Raw genomic sequence first — 17,826 nt, 5'->3', positions numbered from 1 at the left:
TCCCCCCGTCTGTCGTTTTGAGGGGTAGGTTTAAAACGCAGATAACATATTTTATCATCGAAGAAACCAGACACAGCAAGGCAAAAGGCCCTGAATTGTCTGGTTTCTTGTTACCATTAAAAATGGGGGATTTTTATGAGAGCTTTATTGAAAAACCTGCACCATGTCTTAACTATTGCTGCCCTATTCGCAGTAACATCCTGCTCTAAACAAGAGGACCAGAGCATCGATCCCGTAAAAACGGGATCAGAATCATCCGTAACCGCATCAACAGCGGAATTCTTCTGGGCACAAACGCCCGTAAACAGCCTGATTAACAAAACACTGACCGCTAACATTGGCAGTGTATCTAAAAATTACGTTTTGTATGTACCGGAAACGTACAATGCCAACTACAACAAATGGCCGCTGGTAATTTTCCTGCACGGTATTGGTGAAATGGGAACCGATATCAACAAAGTAAGAGGTGTAGGATTATGTAAAGTGGTAAAAGGTAAACAGTTTGTGATGGTTGCACCTCAGTGCCTGAGCGGCTGGTGGAACACTGCAGCGCTGGATCAGTTCCTTGCCCAGATCATCCCGAAATATCATATAGACCCTAAAAGGATCTATCTGACCGGTTTGAGCATGGGTGGATTTGCAGCCTGGGATTGGTCTGAAACCTTTCCTGCACGGTTTGCAGCGGTTGTTCCTATTAGCGGCGGCGGTAACCTGAGTAAGGCCTGCAACCTGAAAACCATGCCTGTATGGGCTTTTCACAATGCCAATGACCCTACCGTGAGTGTAAACAACTCCCGTGATATGGTAAAGGCGGTGAAAGCCTGCGGCAGCACCGTTATTAAGTACACAGAAAATGCTACGGGCGGGCACGATGCCTGGACCAAGGCCTATGCAGATCCTAACCTGTATACATGGATGCTGGCCAAGCATAAATAATTAAACAGCGGCAGGCAGCCGGCTACAGCGCGCAATACCACAACACGTTATCTGCATTTAAACCTTTAAGCTTCCTGTAGTTAGTAGCCTGCCGCTTTTCTTATATCAATTACTTTCAGCTGCAGCATTGTTTTCCCGTTCCACTCATTTTCATCAATAGTAAATACCATATCAAAAGGCTGGCGGTTACTAAGCACCTCAAATTTCTCCGCCATAAAAAAACCAATGCCGGAAAAAGAGCTGCCATAATTCCCTTGTTTAATGGAAAACTTGATATGCTCGTCTTTAACGATCCTGGAAAAGCCCGTGTCTACTACATTCCGGGCCAGGAATATAGGGCGCAGGTTATCGGGGCCCAGGGGTTCGAACTGGTGAAGGATCTTATAGAATTTATTATCAATATGGTGAAAGTTGATCTCTGAATCCACTACAATTTCCGGGATCAGCAGCTCCGGGTCAATAGTGGTGGCTACCACTTCCTCAAACTTTTTCCGGAAGGCTTCTACATTTTCCGGTTTCAGCGTGAGGCCTGCGGCATAAAAGTGACCGCCATAATTTTCCAGCAGGTCTTTACACTGGTGAATAGCTTCATACACATTAAAACCCATTACAGAACGGGCGGAGCCGGCCACCTGGTCGTTACTCTGGGTAAGGATGATGGTAGGGCGGTAAAAATATTTATCGATCAGGCGGGAGGCTACAATGCCCACCACCCCTTTATGCCAGTCGGCCTTAAACAGCACGGTGCTTTTGCGGGAAGCCAGCGAAGCATCATTCTGAATGAGGGCTACGGCCTCTTTGGTAATGTTATTATCTACCTCTTTACGGTCTGAATTATCGGAATGCAGGATAGAGGCAATTTCCATGGCCTTCTCAAAATCATTCTCCACAAACAGGTTCACGGCTTTGCGGGCATCATCCATTCTGCCGGCCGCATTTACGCGGGGCGCTATTACAAAAACCAGGTTGGAAATGGTGAGCTGTTCTTTCAGCTCGCTGAGCGTGATGAGTGCTTTAATACCCGGCAGCGGATCATCATTCACTTTCAGCAGGCCATGAAAGGCCAGGATCCGGTTCTCGCCGGTCATGGGCACAATATCCGCCGCTATGCTGGTGGCTACCAGGTCCAGGTAGCGCCATACTTTTTGTTCCGGTTCGCCCAGCTTTTGCGCCAGGGCGGTAATGAGCTTAAAGCCAATACCACAGCCGCTTAGCTCTTTGTAAGGGTAGGGGCAGTCGTATTGTTTTGGATTCAGGATGGCTACTGCGGGCGGTAATATGGCATCCGGCAGGTGGTGGTCGCAGATAATAAAATCAATACCGTGCGTCTTGGCCTCTGTAATGTGCGCCACTGATTTTATACCACAGTCCAGCGCTATAATAAGGGTAAAATCGTTTTCTATGGCATAGGTGATACCGGCGGTGGATATGCCGTATCCTTCCCGGTAGCGGTGGGGAATATAGAACTCAATATTGGGATAGATGCGTTGCAGAAAATCATACACGGTGGCAACAGCTGTGGTGCCATCTACATCATAATCGCCATACACCAGTATTTTTTCCTTGCTATAAAAAGCCTGTTCAATACGGGTAACGGCTTTGTCCATATCCTTCATGCTCCACGGATCATGCAGATCATCCATGGTAGGGCGAAAGAACTGGCGTGCAGCTTCATAGGTATGAATACCGCGTTGTGCCAGCAGCCTGCATAACAGGGGATGTATACGCAAAACCTGTTGCAGTAACCCTTCCTCTTTTGGTTGATATGATCGAACGGTCCAGCGTTTTTGCATGCGTTAATTTAGGTGTATTTACGATATTAGATCTTAGATTTACGATTTACGATCCGGATCGGAGTGGGTTGGCTTCAATCCAAAACTTAAAATCTAAGATCGTAAATAGTTAAAATGTTCTGTCTGTAGTAAAACGTACTAATTGTTCCAGCCCATTCCGGATATCATTTTCCGGGAAGCCATGCAAGATGGCCATGGCCTCATCCCGGTACTGGAACATTTTTTCCTGCGCATAGGTAATACCACCGGAAGCTTTTACCATTTCTATTACGGTGGCTACTTTCTCTTTATCTGTATTATTATTTTTTACTATATTAATAATACGGCGGCGGACGTCGGGTGTGGCATGTTCTAAAGTATAGATCAGTGGCAGGGTTAATTTTTTTTCCCTGATATCTATGCCGGTAGGTTTGCCTATTTTATCGGCGCCGTAGTCGAACAGGTCGTCCTTGATCTGGAAGGCCACCCCTACTTTTTCCCCGAAAAGCCGCATTTGAGCAGTGGTTTCATCGTGGCCGCTGGTGCTCCAGGCGCCGGCTGCACAGGCAGCGCCTAACAGGGAGGCTGTTTTGCGGCGTATAATTTCAAAGTAGATATCTTCCTTTATATTCAGCTTGCGGGTTTTCTCCATCTGGAGCAGCTCCCCTTCGCTCATTTCCTTTACGGCAGTAGTTAATATCTGTAAAGTTCTGAAATCGTGGTTGTCAAGCGACAGCAGTAATCCCTTGGATAATAAGTAATCTCCTACCAGTACGGCTATCTTATTCTTCCACAGGGCATTAATGGAAAAAAAGCCCCGGCGTTCATTGGAGTCGTCCACTACATCGTCATGCACCAGGGTGGCGGTATGCAGCAGCTCTACCAGGGCCGCGGCGCGGTAGGTACTTTCCTGTATATCCGTGCTGAAAAGCCGGGCAGAAAGGAGTACGAACATGGGCCTGATCTGTTTCCCTTTCCGCTTTACTATATAGTGCATGATCCTGTCCAGCAGCGGCACATGACTTTTTACCGCGTCTGAAAATTTACTCTCAAAATCCTGTAATTCCTTGCCGATCAGGTGTTTAATATCGTCCATGTATCAATAAAAAAGATTGCTAAGCTATGCCTAAAATATCAAAGTTTTAACAATTTGGCCCCTAATTTGTAGATATCGGAATAACATTGCTTTAACATCGCATTAATATTACGATAACAAATAGGCAAATTAAGGTATAACAATTGTTTTACCTAAGCTCTAATATTGAGCGAGTTATCAATGAAAATAATATTGTAAGAAAAATTTGTATATTCATTTTTGATTTTTACCTTTGCCTGGTAAAAAACGGGTTATTAGTAAATCTTTAACAGTTTTTAAATAGAAAACAATTATGGCAAGCAAAAAGTACTTATTACTAGCAGGCGCTATGAGTTTACTAGCGGCGTCTACTGGTTTTGCACAAGTTCAGCCTAACTACGATGCACTTGACTCCTCCAAGGTTCCTGCATCCAGAGCTGCACAGCAAAACAACTTCGTTAACCATCAGTATGATTACCCTGCTAAACCCCGTAGCATGTGGGAATTAGGTTTTCATGGTGGTTACCATTTCATTAGAGGTGACATGGACGCTAAACCGGGCTTCGGTGGCGGTCTCTCTTTGAGAAAAGCATTAGGTCATACTTTCTCTGTAAGAGCTGAGTATACCGGTTCTATCGATAAAGGCCTGGATTACCAATTACGTCCGGCTAACTTTGCTGGTGGTAACACCGCCTGGGGTCCTACTGCTGCGCTTAACGGCGGCATGATCGTTCCCAACTACAAAACTCAGACGCATCAGCTGTCTCTGGACATGATTGCCTCCCTGAGCAACATCCTGTTCTACAAATCTCAGCCTAAAACTAACTGGTACGTATTTGCTGGTTATAGCTTAATGCTGGTTGATGTTGACGTAGATGCACGTGATGCTAACGGCGCAGGTTATGATTTTAGCGGCGTAAATTTCTCTGGCAAACGCAAAGACATTAAAGATCAGATCAAAAATATCTTGGATGGTGATTATGAGAATAATGCACCTTCTCAGGGTAACAGAGCTCAGATTGGCCGTAAAAGCGACAACCAACTGTGGCGTCATGCTGTTGACTTCGGTACTGGTGTTGCGTTCAAAGTATCTAAGCGTTTCAACATCGGTATAGAAGAAAAACTGACTATGCCGTTTGATGATTACTTAGACGGTTACAATTCAGGTCCTTATGACGCTAGCAAGGATTTCTTCTCCTACACCAGCGTTCGTCTGAACTTTAACCTGGGTAACCCCAACAAACGTGTTGAGCCGCTGTGGTGGATCAACCCGCTGGATTATGCCTACAATGAGCTGAGCTCTCCCCGTCACATGAAGCTGCCTACTCCGGTACTACCTGATGCTGATGGTGATGGTGTAACCGACCAGTTCGACCGCGAGCCTAACACACCTGCAGGTGCTCCTGTAGATGTTCATGGTGTAGCTAAAGATACTGATGGTGACGGTGTACCTGACTTCAAGGATAAACAACTGATCACTCCGACTTACTGCCAGCCGGTTGACGCTGATGGTGTTGGTAAGTGCCCGGATCCTGAGTGCTGCAAAAACATGACTCAGAAACCTGCTTGTGCTAGCATCGTTCTGCCTAGCGTTGCATTCAAAGGTAGCTCTACTAAGATATCTTCTGACAACGAAGCTATCCTGTCTAGCGTAGCTAATACGCTGAGAACCAGCCCTGAGTGTAATGTACTGGTTACCGGCCACGCTGGTGCCAAAGGCAAAAAAGGTGGTGTTGACCTGAGCAGCCGCCGTGTTGACGCTGTGATCGACTACCTGGCTGACAAGCAAGGTATTGACCGCGGTCGTTTCATCAAACAAAACACTCCTGGTGAGTCCAGCACTGTAGATTTAGCTCCTGCTAACTAATACGGTGGTGTATCACACGTAGAGATATTAAAAGAGTCCCCCGTTACGGTGTAATGCTGTAACGGGGGACTTTCTTATTTAGGGGAATAATCACTATTGTCAATATATTGCTGTAATTTTGTTGGCTTTTTTAATTAATTATTTCACTCGTGAAAGTTGACATAAATAAGATTAGCCTTGCCGGTTTTGTAGTTGCATTAGGGATTATATACGGCGACATTGGGACTTCTCCGCTATATGTGTTCAAGGCTATTATGGGAACTAACCCTATCAGCGATCTACTGGTAATTGGTGGTATTTCCTGTATCATATGGACCCTGACATTACAAACCACCATTAAATATGTAATATTAACCCTGCAGGCCGATAACAAGGGGGAAGGCGGTATCTTCTCGCTCTATGCCCTGGTACGGCGGCACGCCAAATGGGCGGTTATTTTCGGGATGATAGGCGGCGCTGCCCTGCTGGCCGACGGTATTATTACTCCCCCCATCACCGTTACCTCTGCTATTGAAGGTTTGCGAACCCTGGAAGTGTTTAAAGACCTTAGTGAGTTCACCATTGTAAAGATCGTACTGGCTATTATTGCCGGAATGTTTTTCATGCAGCAATTTGGCACCATAACTATTGGTAAAATGTTTGGGCCTATTATGATGGTATGGTTTGCCATGCTGGGCATATTAGGTTCTGTACATGTGGCAGATGACCTGTCAGTATTAAAAGCATTCAGCCCGCACTATGCCATTGAGCTGTTAACAACTTACCCTAAAGGATTTTTAATACTGGGGGCGGTGTTCCTGTGTACCACAGGAGCGGAAGCCCTGTACTCTGACCTTGGCCACTGCGGCCGCGGTAACATCCGTGTATCCTGGGTTTTTGTAAAGCTTTGTTTGATCCTGAACTACCTGGGGCAGGGCGCCTGGCTGCTTACACAGCGCGGTCAGATACTGCCAAAAGATCAGAACCCGTTCTTTACTATTATGCCGGAGTGGTTTGTGATCTTTGGCGTATTAATAGCCACCATGGCCTCCATTATTGCCAGCCAGGCATTGATCACAGGCTCATTTACCCTGATCTCTGAAGCTATGCGCCTGAACCTGTGGCCCAAGCTGAAGGTGAACTACCCTACAGAAATGCGTGGACAGCTGTTTATACCCGGCATTAACGTAATGCTGTTTGTGGGCTGTACCGCCATTGTATTGATCTTCCGGGAATCCAGCGCCATGGAGGCGGCATATGGTTTATCCATAACCATTTGTATGCTCATGACCTCTTGCCTGTTTGCCTTTTACCTATACACGCGACGGGTACGGGTGGCCTGGGTATTAATATACCTGATCATCTACCTCACCATTGAATTCTCTTTCCTGTTTGCCAACCTGGTGAAATTTATGCACGGCGGTTATGTAACCGTGGTGGTAGCCGGCGGCTTGTTTGTGGTAATGATCGTATGGTTTAAATCGAGGAAGATCAAGAACCGTTATGTGGAGTTTGTAAGGCTGGAAGATTACCTGCCTATTTTGCAGGAGCTGAGTAATGATACTTCCATCCCTAAATATGCTACCCACCTGGTGTACATGAGCAGTGCCGATAACCCAAAGGAAATTGAGCACAAGGTTATTTACTCCATCCTCAATAAAAAGCCCAAACGGGCGGATATTTACTGGTTTGTGCACGTGGATGTGGTGGATGAACCTTACCTGAGCGAGTATTCCGTACAAACGATTATTCCTAATGAAGTGATACGGGTAGAGTTCCGCCTGGGCTTTAAAGTGGAACAACGCATTAACCTTATGTTCCGTATGGTGGTGGAAGATATGGTGCGTAACAAGGAAGTGAATATTACCAGCCGTTACGAATCTTTAAGCAAGAACAACGTGGTAGGGGACTTCCAGTTTATAGTAATGGAAAAATTCCTTTCCCATGATAATGACCTGCCGCTGTATGAAAGAATGGTGATGCGGATGTACTTTTTCCTGAAAAAGATCAGCCTTTCAGAGGAACGTGGTTTTGGCCTGGATTCAAGCTATGTAACCATTGAGAAGTATCCACTGGTGGTAGCGCCTATTACGAACCTGCAGTTAAAACGTATTATACCTTCTTAGAAATACTGTGTTAATTACTGTTAATATTTATGGCTTACAGGTAACCCTGGCTTATACTATTTCGTTGTAGGGTATATTATTATGGAGTAAAGAGTGGTGAAATAATAACGTTTGATAGTCAGCTGTTTCAGCCCTGGTATGAGATGAATTCCGATTTAAATTAGTATATTTATATTATATGTAAACCTGCGTAAACCGTGTACCCATGAATAGATTTTTACTGTTGTTAACTTTTCTGATCAGTCCATTTGTTTTATCAGCCCAGAATATTTCCTTTTCTTTTTCCAGCCCTAACGTGCCTGCACCTAACAGTGTCTGGAAGGACACGGCCATTGACCTGAATGTGGTCGTGTATGCAACTGCCCAGGTAACTACTGCCACTGCAGCTGTTGCCGGCCGACAGATCAATTTGCAGAACTTAGCAGGCGCCTTTCGCGGGCATCTTTCCCTGCAGGGCGTACCGGGCGATACGCTTACACTGGTCATTGCTGCTACTGATGCTGCCAGTAATACCGGTGATACCAGTGTTACGTTTATTTTCAGACCGCTAAATGATCCCAGTATTTCGCTAACGGTAGCAGAACTGGCTGATTCTTCAGTGGCCCGGCCTTTGTTCCCGTTACATGCAAAGTGTACTACCGCAGCGGGCAGCGGCACTATTAATGTATATAATCTGAGTGATAATAACCAGCCAATAGCCAGCGCAAATGATAGCATTCCTGTAATGGACCTTTCTGTTTACAACGGCACCCGTCTGAAATTAAAGCTGGTGGCTACAGATACTGTAGGGCGTACTGCAGAAAAGTTGCTGACTGTATTTGTGGAAAGCAGCCCTTATTTAACGCCTTACCTGACCACACGGGGAACCATACTGGATTTCAAGGATAACAAAGCACTGGTGGCAGATAGCGGTACCGGCTATCCGCTGCTGGTAAATGGCGTTACAGGACAGCGCAGCGCGCCATTGGTGAACCAAACACTGGCTCTGTCTAGTGCTAATGGAAATGCTTTTGTAATTCCGGGAGGCGCTATGTTCAAATACCGGCTGGATTCCCTGTATATATGGAAGAACGGACAGGTGGATCTACATACCAAGGCATTGTACACGGCTGTTTCCCCTAATGGTAATTATGCTACCTATGTAACGTCTGATGCTAAGATCGTATTCCGGAACCTGGCCACCGGCGATACGACCATGGCGCCTTGTCCACGCCAGTTCTTTGACGGGAATGTAGATGTGGCAGATAACGGCCTAGTAGTGTTTGACGCACAAACCGGCATAGGCCCGGGTTGGCTATCTTATAAGTATCAAAACGGGCAGGTAACTCCTTTGAGTTCACCAGACAATATACAAGGAGCGCCGCTTACAGATGGTACTAATGTAGTGTACTTCAGCGGGGGCCCTAACATATATTTAAATAATGGGCAGAGCGATCTATTATTAGGCTCACCGGGTGATGTTAAGCTACCAGGTGCCTTTGGATCCGGTGCACCGGATCCTTCGGTACTGGCAAAAAATGCAGATTACCAGGTGAACAACAAAATTGTTGCCTTTGTACGGAATGGCCAGGTGGTAGTGCGGGATACATCCGGTGTGGTGCATGAGGTAAGCGCATTTAATTATTGTCCCTCTTGCGATAACCGCGTGAGGATAGACCTGTTAAATGACAAAAAAGAGCTGATGATGTCTACCAGGGATAGCGGGCGCTTTTTTGTAAACGCAGCAGGCGTGCGCAAACGTATCACTACTATGCCGGAAAGGTATACTGAATCAGAAGGTATCCTGAGCCGCTCCTTTTACGATAATGGTAAATGGTATTTATTGATCGGGAATACTTTATTCACTGTGAACACAGATACTACTGTTGTAACAGATACCACCACCAACATACCGCAGCCGGTTATCAGCGGGTTACTGGCCACCTATTGCGGTGCCGGTGACGCACAGCAGGGTAAGATCGGCAACCCGCCTGCGCCTGCATCCGGTATTACGGTAACTGCATCACTGGATGATACTACCAACCTGCCGGTTGCTGCAGATAGTACATTCTCCTTTACGCCTGCTACGCTCAGTACCGGTACCCATACCGTAACGGTAACGTTTAGCAAGGATACCTTGCATAAAGAAATATCTAAAACCTTTACGGTTACTGCTGCGGTAACACCTGAAGTAGCTGTAATCAGCAACATCAATCCTATTGTAAGCGATACGCCTGTTGTAATTACAGCCACCAATGTATCCGGAGGTGGTAAGCTGCCGCTATACACCTTTGCATGGGACCGTAACTTCACGGACCAGCTGCAGATAGAAAGCAGCAGCGATCATGTAACTGTATCACCGGCAGCCTTTAAGCTGGGTGATAACTGGGTATATGTACGTCTGCGTACCAGTGAAAGCTGCTACACCGCGGCTACTGCTATAGACAGCATTAAAATAAACAGGAGCAGCATTACGGCTATTGTAGATGTAGATGCGCCGGGGCAATCTATCCGCATTTATCCCAATCCTTTCCGGGAGCAGATCAATGTATACGGTTTACAGCTAACCCGGTCTTACATTATTTCATTGTACAACATACAGGGTAAGCTGATATTGCGGCAAAAAGTAGTGAATAATACAAAAGCACAGCTGCAGGTGCAGTCTGCCAGCGGTGCTATTTACCTGTTAAATGTATATGACGAGAAGAAGAAAAAAGTATTGGGAACAGAAAAACTGGTAGGTTACTAATTACATAGTAATACTAGATAAATTATGTGATAAGGTATACTTGTTCAAGTATACCTTATTTCTTTTAGAATGAGTATCATTGGAAACAACCTCATATTGCAAAACCTCTTTTCCCATGAACAAAATTCTACTGTTGTTTGCCTTTTTGAGCTGCCATTTTTTTGCGCATGCTCAATCTCTTAGCCTGTATTTACCTGATCCCAACAGCATGCCACGGAATAATAGTGTGTGGCAGGATACAGGTATTAACGTAAGCGTAGTGATAAATGCCCCTGCGGCAGTTACCTCCGCAACCGCAGCTGCCGGCGGCCGGCAGATCAATCTTACTGGTAATAGCTCCAGTGTATACCGCGGGCGATTGTCTTTAGCAGGTTTACCGGGCGACACGCTTCGTTTAGTGATTGCCGCAAAAGATGCCAATAACAATATGGCCGATACCACTATTAAATTTATTTACCGCCCACTGAACGATCCCAGTATAACTTTAACAATAGATAGCCTGGCCGATTCTTCGGTAGCGCGGCCTATATACCGGTTGCATGCACGCTGTACTGCAGCGGGTGGCAGCTGCACCATTACGGCCTATGATGCCAATACCAGCAGTAACCAGGTGCTGGGCACAGGAAAGGATAGCCTGCCCTGGCTGGACCTTACCTATTTTAATGGCAGAAAGATGGGCGTAAAGCTGGTAGCTACAGATAGCCTGGGCAGAACCGCCCAGCGAACCGTTACGGTGTTTGTTGAAGGCAGTCCTTACATAACGCCTCACCTGCAGGTGAACGGGCAGATACTGGATTTCAGATATAATAAAGCATTGTACATTGATAAAGCAACCGGGCATCCCATGCTGGCAGATGCCGTTACGGGGCAGCGTACTACTTTATCTACCATGGTGTTAAACACTACCCTCATACAAAAGGGCTTTGTAACCGCCCAGGGTGCAGTATGGATGCAGGGCGGAGGTGGAAGCATATATGAATGGAAGAACGGGCAGATTGTTTTTACAACAGGCATAGGTTACAGTACTTCTTTTGACGTATCCAATAATTACATAGCCTGGTCTGGTAACAACCAGGTAGGATTGAAAAACCTGGCTACAGGTGACACTACTTACAGGGATATATCTCCCGACACGCTGGGTTATTTTTTCGGTAACATAAGTGTAGGAGATAATGGTGTGGTGGCGCTGGATATAGAAACCTTCCGCACCCTGTATGATGTATTTAAATTAGAGAATGGCCAGTTTTCCCGGTTAAGCACCGGATCTATAAATTATAATCCGATAACGGATGGAAAGAATGTGATCTATCAGGGAGATGGCCTGTACCTGTACAACGGGCAAAATAATATACTCCTGGGAAATCCAGGCACTGACGAAGGAGGTATCGGTTCCGGCTGGGATTATCAGATGAACAGCAATTATGCTGCTTTTATCAGGACTGGCCAGGTGAACCTGCGGGATACCAGCGGCGCTATAAGGCAGCTAAGCACCTTTAACTATACCCCTTCAGATGCCAACAGCAGGCCAAAGCTGGACCGTCTGAATACAGAAGGTAACCTGATGGTATCCCTGGCAGACAGCGGCCGTTTTTATTTGAACAGGGCCGGGATGAGAACATTGATCACCCGGATACCGTTTATTCTGAATCCGGGTAATAGTCCTTCCATATTGAGCCGCTCTTTTTATGATAATGGCCAATGGTATATACTGATCGGGAATACCGTCTTTAAAGCAAGTGTGGATAGCCTCCCGGTTAATCATATCAGCAGCTTTGAAAAGCAAACCAAACCGGATAGTACCCTGACCTTTAAACCTGAAGATTTTGCATCTAATTTCTCTGGTCCGGGCGAGCTGGTAGATATTAAATTTCCTGGTCTTCCCAAACATGGTTTGCTTAAATTGAATAACCAGATTGTAAATATCTATTACACGATTTCAAAAGCCGATATCAGTAAGCTGGTGTACACACCGGACAGTGCCTACACCGGCCCGGATACCCTCCGCTGGGTAGCAGGTAATGGCCTGGAATATACGGCAGATACAGCGAGTGTATTTATTAATGTAACAGATAGCGTAATAACCGTACCGGTGCCGCAACCCGTTATTAGCGGCTTAGCCAGCACCTACTGCGGTGCAGCTGGGGCGCAGGCTGTGAAAATCCTGAACCTGCCGGCAACCACTTCCGGTATTGCAGTAAGCGTGCTGCTGGATGGTACCGCTAATTTGCCGGTAGCTGCAGACAGCACATTCACCATTTTACCAGATACCCTTGCTGCGGGCACGCATACCATCACGGTTACTTTTGAGCATGATACCACACAAAAACAGCTGACCCGCGAGTTTACCATTACTGCACCGGTTACACCGGATGTTAGTGTTACGGTAAATGTGAATCCCATTACAACAGATACCATACCGGTAGTGATCACTGCTGCAAATGCAGGCGGTGGCGGTAAGCTGCCGTTATACACCTTTGCATGGGACCGCAATTTCACGGATCAGATCCAGATGGAAAGCACCAATGATAATGCCACCGTGCAGCCATCGGAATTTAAGCTGGGCGATAACTGGGTGTATGTACGTATGCGCAGCAGCGATAACTGTACTACTACATCTACAGCTACGGATAGCATTAGGATCAATAAAACCAACATTACGGCTATTGTTGATGTAAATGCACCGGGACGGATGATCCATATTTACCCGAACCCCTTCCGCGGACAGCTGACCCTGAAAGGGTTTCAGCCCACAGGTACATATATTATATCCCTGTATAATGCGCAGGGCAGGCTGCTGAAACAGCAACGAATTGTAAACAATACACAGGTGCAGCTGCAGGTGCCGGCGACCAGCGGCAATATTTATTTGCTGAATATTTATGACGAGAAGAATAAAAAGATGCTGGGCACAGAGAAGTTACTGGGGTATTAGTAATATTGCAGTATGGAGCTGCATCAACATCCGATTATTCAGCATATTCAGAAATTTGTTTTACTAACAGGAGAGGAGCAGCAGTTGCTCCTCTCTTTGTTTCAGGAAAAACAGCTACTGCGCAGGCAGTATTTATTACAGGCAGGCGATGTGTGTAAGTATGATAGTTTTGTGCTGGAAGGTTGTTTACGTTCTTTTTATGTAGATGATAAGGGAGATGAACACACCTTACACTTTGCCAAGGAAGACTGGTGGATCACGGACCTGGAAAGTTTTTTACATCAAACACCGGCATTGGTACACATTGAGGCATTAACGCCGGTAACGGTGCTGCAAATAGACAAACCCTCGCTGGAACATTTATACAGCGCGGCGCCTGCCATGGAACGATTTTTTCGCATATTGCACCAGCATGCTTACCTGGCGCAGAACCGCCGCATACTGCATAACATTAGCATGAATGGGGAGCAGCGTTATCTGGAGCTCCTTAACCAATACCCTGACCTGCTGCAGCGTGTGCCCCAAAAATATATTGCCTCTTACCTGGGCATTACACCGGTATTTTTAAGCCAGATACGGGCTAAGCTGGGGCACCGGCATTAAAATAGTTTAACGCCATTTATTAAATTACTTTAACGGCTGTTGACCCTCCTGTACCTCAACTTTGTATGCATAAATCATAGATGATGCATACACACAAAATATTTGACCCTTATGCTTTACAGCAGCATGTATTACGTAACCGCCTGGTAGTAGCGCCTATGTCGCGCGTAAGCGCTACGGCAGCGGGTGTACCAACACCAGTGATGGAGGATTATTACGAAGCATTTGCAACAGGCGGTTTTGGAATGATCATTACTGAAGGCATTTATACCGATACCATTGCCAGCCAGGGATATCCTTTACAATCGGGCATAGTAACACCACAGCAGGTACAAGGCTGGCAGGCCATCACCCATAAAGTAAAACAGCAGGGCGCATTAATCATCGCGCAGCTGATGCATGCGGGTGCTTTATCCCAACATCTTTCCCATACCTGGGCGCCATCTGCAGTACAACCCTTAGGCCTGCGTATGCCGGAGTATGGCGGTGGGGATGGGCCTTTTAATTTCCCCCATGCCATGACGCTGGAAGATCTTGTTACCGTAAAACAAGGTTTTATACTAGCCGCACAACAGGCATTGGCAGCTGGTTTTAACGGCGTGGAAATACATGCAGCCAATGGTTATTTGCTGGACCAGTTTATTACTGATTATACCAACCTGCGGCAGGATGATTATGGCGGCAGCATCACGAACCGTTTTCGTTTAATAAGGGAAATTATAGCTGAAATAAAAGCCGTGGTACCGGCAGGGTTTATTATCGGGTTACGTTTATCGGAAGGGAAGGTGAATAACTTACGCTACCGCTGGCCGGAAGGTGCAGTTACAGCAAGCGCGCTCCTGCAGGAGGTTGCAAAAGTAAAACCGGATTACGTGCACATTGCTGCGGAAAGCGGTAACTGGGAGCGGGATTGTATGTATGCTGATGGCAGCTCATTTACCAGCCTGGCCAAACAGATAGTGCAGGTACCGGTAATTGCCAATGGCGGATTACACGAACCTGCGCGGGCCAATAAAGTGCTGGAAGAAGGGCATGCCGATCTGCTGGCTTTAGGCAAGGCAGCCTTATCAAACCCCGACTGGCCATTGCGTATACAGCGCGGAGAAAATACCATAACCTTTCATGCAGGCATGATAAAACCCAGCGCCAGCATTATGCATACCCGGCAGGTGCTACAAGTACTTTTTGATCAGCGATTGCTTACGCAGTAAAGACACCAGCAGCCAGCTGCCTGAAAGCGCTACCCCGAAAGTGATCACAAACTTGATGAATGCCGGTAGCTGGCTGCTTAATAAAAAGTACTGGCACCATACTATAAGAATATAATGCACCAGGTAAATGCCATATGCGTTGGCGGAAAGTGAATTCCACCAGCTGCGGGAGCGATGGATACATGCTTTAAAAGTGGTAAGAAATGTTATGCAGCTTAAGGTGCAGGATGCAACATACACGGTGAAATAAATAAGCCATGCAGGGAGTTCCGGTAAAGTATGCGCGGCTACCATACTACGCAAATGCGGCGGTATAATGGTTAGCATCACATACGTTAACAGGCATAGTACCATCCACAAGGGCCATTTTTTAACGAGGGAAGTATTGCCTGCAAAAATGCCGTTATCCAATCCCGCATTTCCAACAAGGGCGCCGAATACAAAATAACCGCCATACAGCAGCACACGGCTTTTCTGGAAATCAAAAGGACCGAAGCCCGTCCAGCTGTATGGGCCAAATAACAATGTTAGTGGTACGTACAAGATCCAGGTTATTAATAACCAGGTGAGGAATAATATGCCTGCTTTATTTTTTAAGGAAGCCAGTTTGTTGCTTAATTTATACAAGCCATTCTTAAGAAAAGGGAAGAGCAGCGCTATTACTACATTGAAGAAAAACAGCTGCCATATAAACCAGGGCGGCCCTACGGGCCAACCTTCGGTAGTAAAATAATCTACTACGTAGGCTTTAAGATCGTGCTGCCCATGCGCTACATAATAAGCGGGGTAATAGGCAATTAACATTAGCAGGGTAACGCCTATGGCAAAGGGGATGAACAAACGGTAAAACCGGTCCCGTATAAAAGCCCCTACACCTTTTTTATTAAGACTGGTTAATACAAATAACCCGCTGATAAAAAACATTAACGACATAAAAAACACATCGTTAAAGTTTTCAAAGATATCCAGTCCTATCCAGCGATGGGTATCTACAATAGGATTAGTGGAAAGGATGTACGCTACTTTATTAAAGCTGGCAAATGTAGTATAGGCAAGGGATGCATGATGTGCAACTACCAGCGCGGTAATAAAAGAGCGCAGGTAATCTATCCACAGCGTGCGGAATGGCGGATTGGGCATGCTGACGATTTTTGATAAGATACGGCTTTTGTGCGGAATTAATTCCTGCCGGTTTACACCATATTTAAATGGTTTCATCACATTTCAAAAAAGTGCGTGTGCAGAGATAGTAATCTTGATGAAAATATCTGTATGCTCCGGCCGCTTTTCCTGGTTTTATTTGTCTGTGTATGTTCGTCTGTTTGTTTGGCCCAAAATATTCAGCAGCAGCTGGATACTTTATTGCGTGCGTATAATTTTAACGGCACAGTACTGGTGGCACATGACAACCGTATCCTATTGGAGAAGGGATATGGTTATAGCAACCTGGCCTCCCATCAGCTGAACGATACGAATACTGTTTTCCAGATAGCATCTGTTACCAAAACATTTACATCGTCCCTGATCTTAAAACTGGTGGAGCAGAAGCTGCTTTCATTACAAGACAAGCTCAGTAAGTTTTACCCGGTTTTTCCCAAAGCTGATAGCATTACCATTGAGAATTTATTGACCCATACCTCCGGCATCCCGGATTATACCGGTGGTAATTTCCTGGATTCAGCGGGCGATAAACCTGCCAGCGAAGCAACCATGCTGTCGTTGTTTAAAGACAAACCGTTTGACTTTTCACCCGGTACCGGTTGGAGCTACAGTAACTCCGCTTACTCTTTGCTGGGATACATTGTACCAAAGGTTACCGGGCTTACTTATGAACAGGCTATACGGAAATATATTTTTACGCCTTTGCAGATGGACCATAGCGGTTTTGATTTTACGCATTTACAAAAAGCGGAGAAGGCTATTGGCTACGCACCAGATTCCACTGCTGCGCGCATAATTGATTCATCGGTATGTTTCGCTGCCGGTGCTGTTTATTCTACGGTTACCGATATGTACAAATGGCATGAAGCATTGCAGCATCACACCTTTATCAGGAATGGATTACTGGAACGCGCTTACACGCCGTTTAAAAATAATTATGGTTACGGCTGGATCATAGATTCTGTGTATGGGCAAAAGATGGTATCGCACAGCGGCGGCATCTGGGGCTTCCGCAGCAACTTTGCCAGGATTGTGGCGGATGACGTGTGTATTATTTTACTAAGCAATACGGAAACGCTTGCACGGGATCCTATTACACGTAAGATACTGGCTGTGTTATATCATCAGCCTTATACGCTACCGGTAAAGCGAACACCGGTGAAGCTGAGTGAAGCTGTTTTGAAGCGGTATGAGGGTGCTTATAATCTGAAGGAGAAGAATTTGAAGATAACGGTAAAGCTGGAGAACAGGGAGCTGGCTGCTTACCCGGAAAGAGGTCCGCGGTCTGTATTGCTGGCGCTGGATGAGCAACATTTTTATTTGAAGGGAGAAGATGATTTCAGGGTGGATTTTGAAGTGGATGAGAAAGGACATGTGTTGGAGATGGTGATAAATAATGATGGTAGGATGGGGAGGGCGGTGAAGGTGGAGTAGTA

General features: G+C 46.0%; 11 protein-coding genes. 8 read left to right on the top strand and 3 right to left on the bottom strand.

Annotated elements, in window-relative coordinates:
* Positions 1 to 135: 135 nt before the first annotated feature.
* A complete protein-coding gene (locus KVT36_RS02415) occupies positions 136 to 936 on the top strand; it encodes a PHB depolymerase family esterase (protein ID WP_217601892.1) in 801 nt (266 codons plus the stop codon).
* An 80-nt stretch (positions 937 to 1,016) separates the two neighbouring features.
* Here the strand turns inward: KVT36_RS02415 and recJ are convergent, their stop codons facing one another.
* Both recJ and KVT36_RS02405 read right to left on the bottom strand, forming a co-directional pair.
* A complete protein-coding gene (gene recJ, locus KVT36_RS02410) occupies positions 1,017 to 2,729 on the bottom strand; it encodes a single-stranded-DNA-specific exonuclease RecJ (protein ID WP_217601891.1) in 1,713 nt (570 codons plus the stop codon).
* A gap of 109 nt (positions 2,730 to 2,838) precedes the next feature.
* Positions 2,839 to 3,804: a polyprenyl synthetase family protein gene (locus KVT36_RS02405; protein ID WP_217601890.1), complete on the bottom strand. Its 966-nt coding sequence runs from the start codon at positions 3,802 to 3,804 to the stop codon at positions 2,839 to 2,841.
* Between the two features lie 292 nt (positions 3,805 to 4,096).
* Here KVT36_RS02405 and KVT36_RS02400 point away from each other — a divergent pair, with 292 nt between their 5' ends.
* The 6 genes from KVT36_RS02400 to KVT36_RS02375 all read left to right on the top strand — a co-directional run bounded on the left by KVT36_RS02400 (position 4,097) and on the right by KVT36_RS02375 (position 15,229).
* The gene (locus KVT36_RS02400; RefSeq protein WP_217601889.1) at positions 4,097 to 5,650 is read left to right on the top strand and encodes an OmpA family protein; all 1,554 of its coding nucleotides are present in this window, start codon (positions 4,097 to 4,099) and stop codon (positions 5,648 to 5,650) included.
* A 149-nt stretch (positions 5,651 to 5,799) separates the two neighbouring features.
* Positions 5,800 to 7,755 carry a KUP/HAK/KT family potassium transporter gene (locus KVT36_RS02395; RefSeq protein ID WP_217601888.1) on the top strand — a complete coding sequence of 652 codons (1,956 nt, stop codon included), beginning with the start codon at positions 5,800 to 5,802 and terminating at the stop codon, positions 7,753 to 7,755.
* A 205-nt stretch (positions 7,756 to 7,960) separates the two neighbouring features.
* Positions 7,961 to 10,483, top strand: a complete 2,523-nt coding sequence (locus tag KVT36_RS02390) for a T9SS type A sorting domain-containing protein (RefSeq protein ID WP_217601887.1) — start codon at positions 7,961 to 7,963, stop codon at positions 10,481 to 10,483.
* Positions 10,484 to 10,598: 115 nt separating this feature from the next.
* Entirely contained in the window at positions 10,599 to 13,415 is a 2,817-nt protein-coding gene (locus tag KVT36_RS02385) for a T9SS type A sorting domain-containing protein (RefSeq protein WP_217601886.1), read from the top strand.
* 12 nt (positions 13,416 to 13,427) lie between these two features.
* Positions 13,428 to 14,018, top strand: a complete 591-nt coding sequence (locus KVT36_RS02380; protein ID WP_217601885.1) for a Crp/Fnr family transcriptional regulator — start codon at positions 13,428 to 13,430, stop codon at positions 14,016 to 14,018.
* Positions 14,019 to 14,101: 83 nt separating this feature from the next.
* A complete protein-coding gene (locus KVT36_RS02375) occupies positions 14,102 to 15,229 on the top strand; it encodes an NADH:flavin oxidoreductase (RefSeq protein ID WP_254639799.1) in 1,128 nt (375 codons plus the stop codon).
* Here the strand turns inward: KVT36_RS02375 and KVT36_RS02370 are convergent.
* A complete protein-coding gene (locus tag KVT36_RS02370; RefSeq protein WP_217601883.1) occupies positions 15,191 to 16,369 on the bottom strand; it encodes an acyltransferase in 1,179 nt (392 codons plus the stop codon). The two genes, KVT36_RS02375 and KVT36_RS02370, sit on opposite strands and share 39 nt — an antisense overlap.
* A gap of 186 nt (positions 16,370 to 16,555) precedes the next feature.
* Here KVT36_RS02370 and KVT36_RS02365 point away from each other — a divergent pair, with 186 nt between their 5' ends.
* Complete coding sequence (locus tag KVT36_RS02365) at positions 16,556 to 17,824, top strand: serine hydrolase (protein WP_217601882.1); 1,269 nt, start codon at positions 16,556 to 16,558, stop codon at positions 17,822 to 17,824.
* Positions 17,825 to 17,826 lie beyond the last annotated feature (2 nt).

It is taken from the genome of Chitinophaga sp. GbtcB8, assembly GCF_019091455.1.
Classification (GTDB): domain Bacteria; phylum Bacteroidota; class Bacteroidia; order Chitinophagales; family Chitinophagaceae; genus Chitinophaga.
This window is presented reverse-complemented; position numbering and strand designations above follow the sequence as displayed.

Bases quoted from the DNA above. Each gene is read 5' to 3' on its own strand.
- recJ (WP_217601891.1), bottom strand. From the start codon at position 2,729: ATGCAAAAACGCTGGACCGTTCGATCATATCAACCAAAAGAGGAAGGG.
- KVT36_RS02375 (WP_254639799.1), top strand. From the start codon at position 14,102: ATGCATACACACAAAATATTTGACCCTTATGCTTTACAGCAGCATGTA.
- KVT36_RS02405 (WP_217601890.1), bottom strand. From the start codon at position 3,804: ATGGACGATATTAAACACCTGATCGGCAAGGAATTACAGGATTTTGAG.
- KVT36_RS02380 (WP_217601885.1), top strand. From the start codon at position 13,428: ATGGAGCTGCATCAACATCCGATTATTCAGCATATTCAGAAATTTGTT.
- KVT36_RS02400 (WP_217601889.1), top strand. From the start codon at position 4,097: ATGGCAAGCAAAAAGTACTTATTACTAGCAGGCGCTATGAGTTTACTA.
- KVT36_RS02390 (WP_217601887.1), top strand. From the start codon at position 7,961: ATGAATAGATTTTTACTGTTGTTAACTTTTCTGATCAGTCCATTTGTT.
- KVT36_RS02385 (WP_217601886.1), top strand. From the start codon at position 10,599: ATGAACAAAATTCTACTGTTGTTTGCCTTTTTGAGCTGCCATTTTTTT.
- KVT36_RS02370 (WP_217601883.1), bottom strand. From the start codon at position 16,369: ATGCCCAATCCGCCATTCCGCACGCTGTGGATAGATTACCTGCGCTCT.
- KVT36_RS02415 (WP_217601892.1), top strand. From the start codon at position 136: ATGAGAGCTTTATTGAAAAACCTGCACCATGTCTTAACTATTGCTGCC.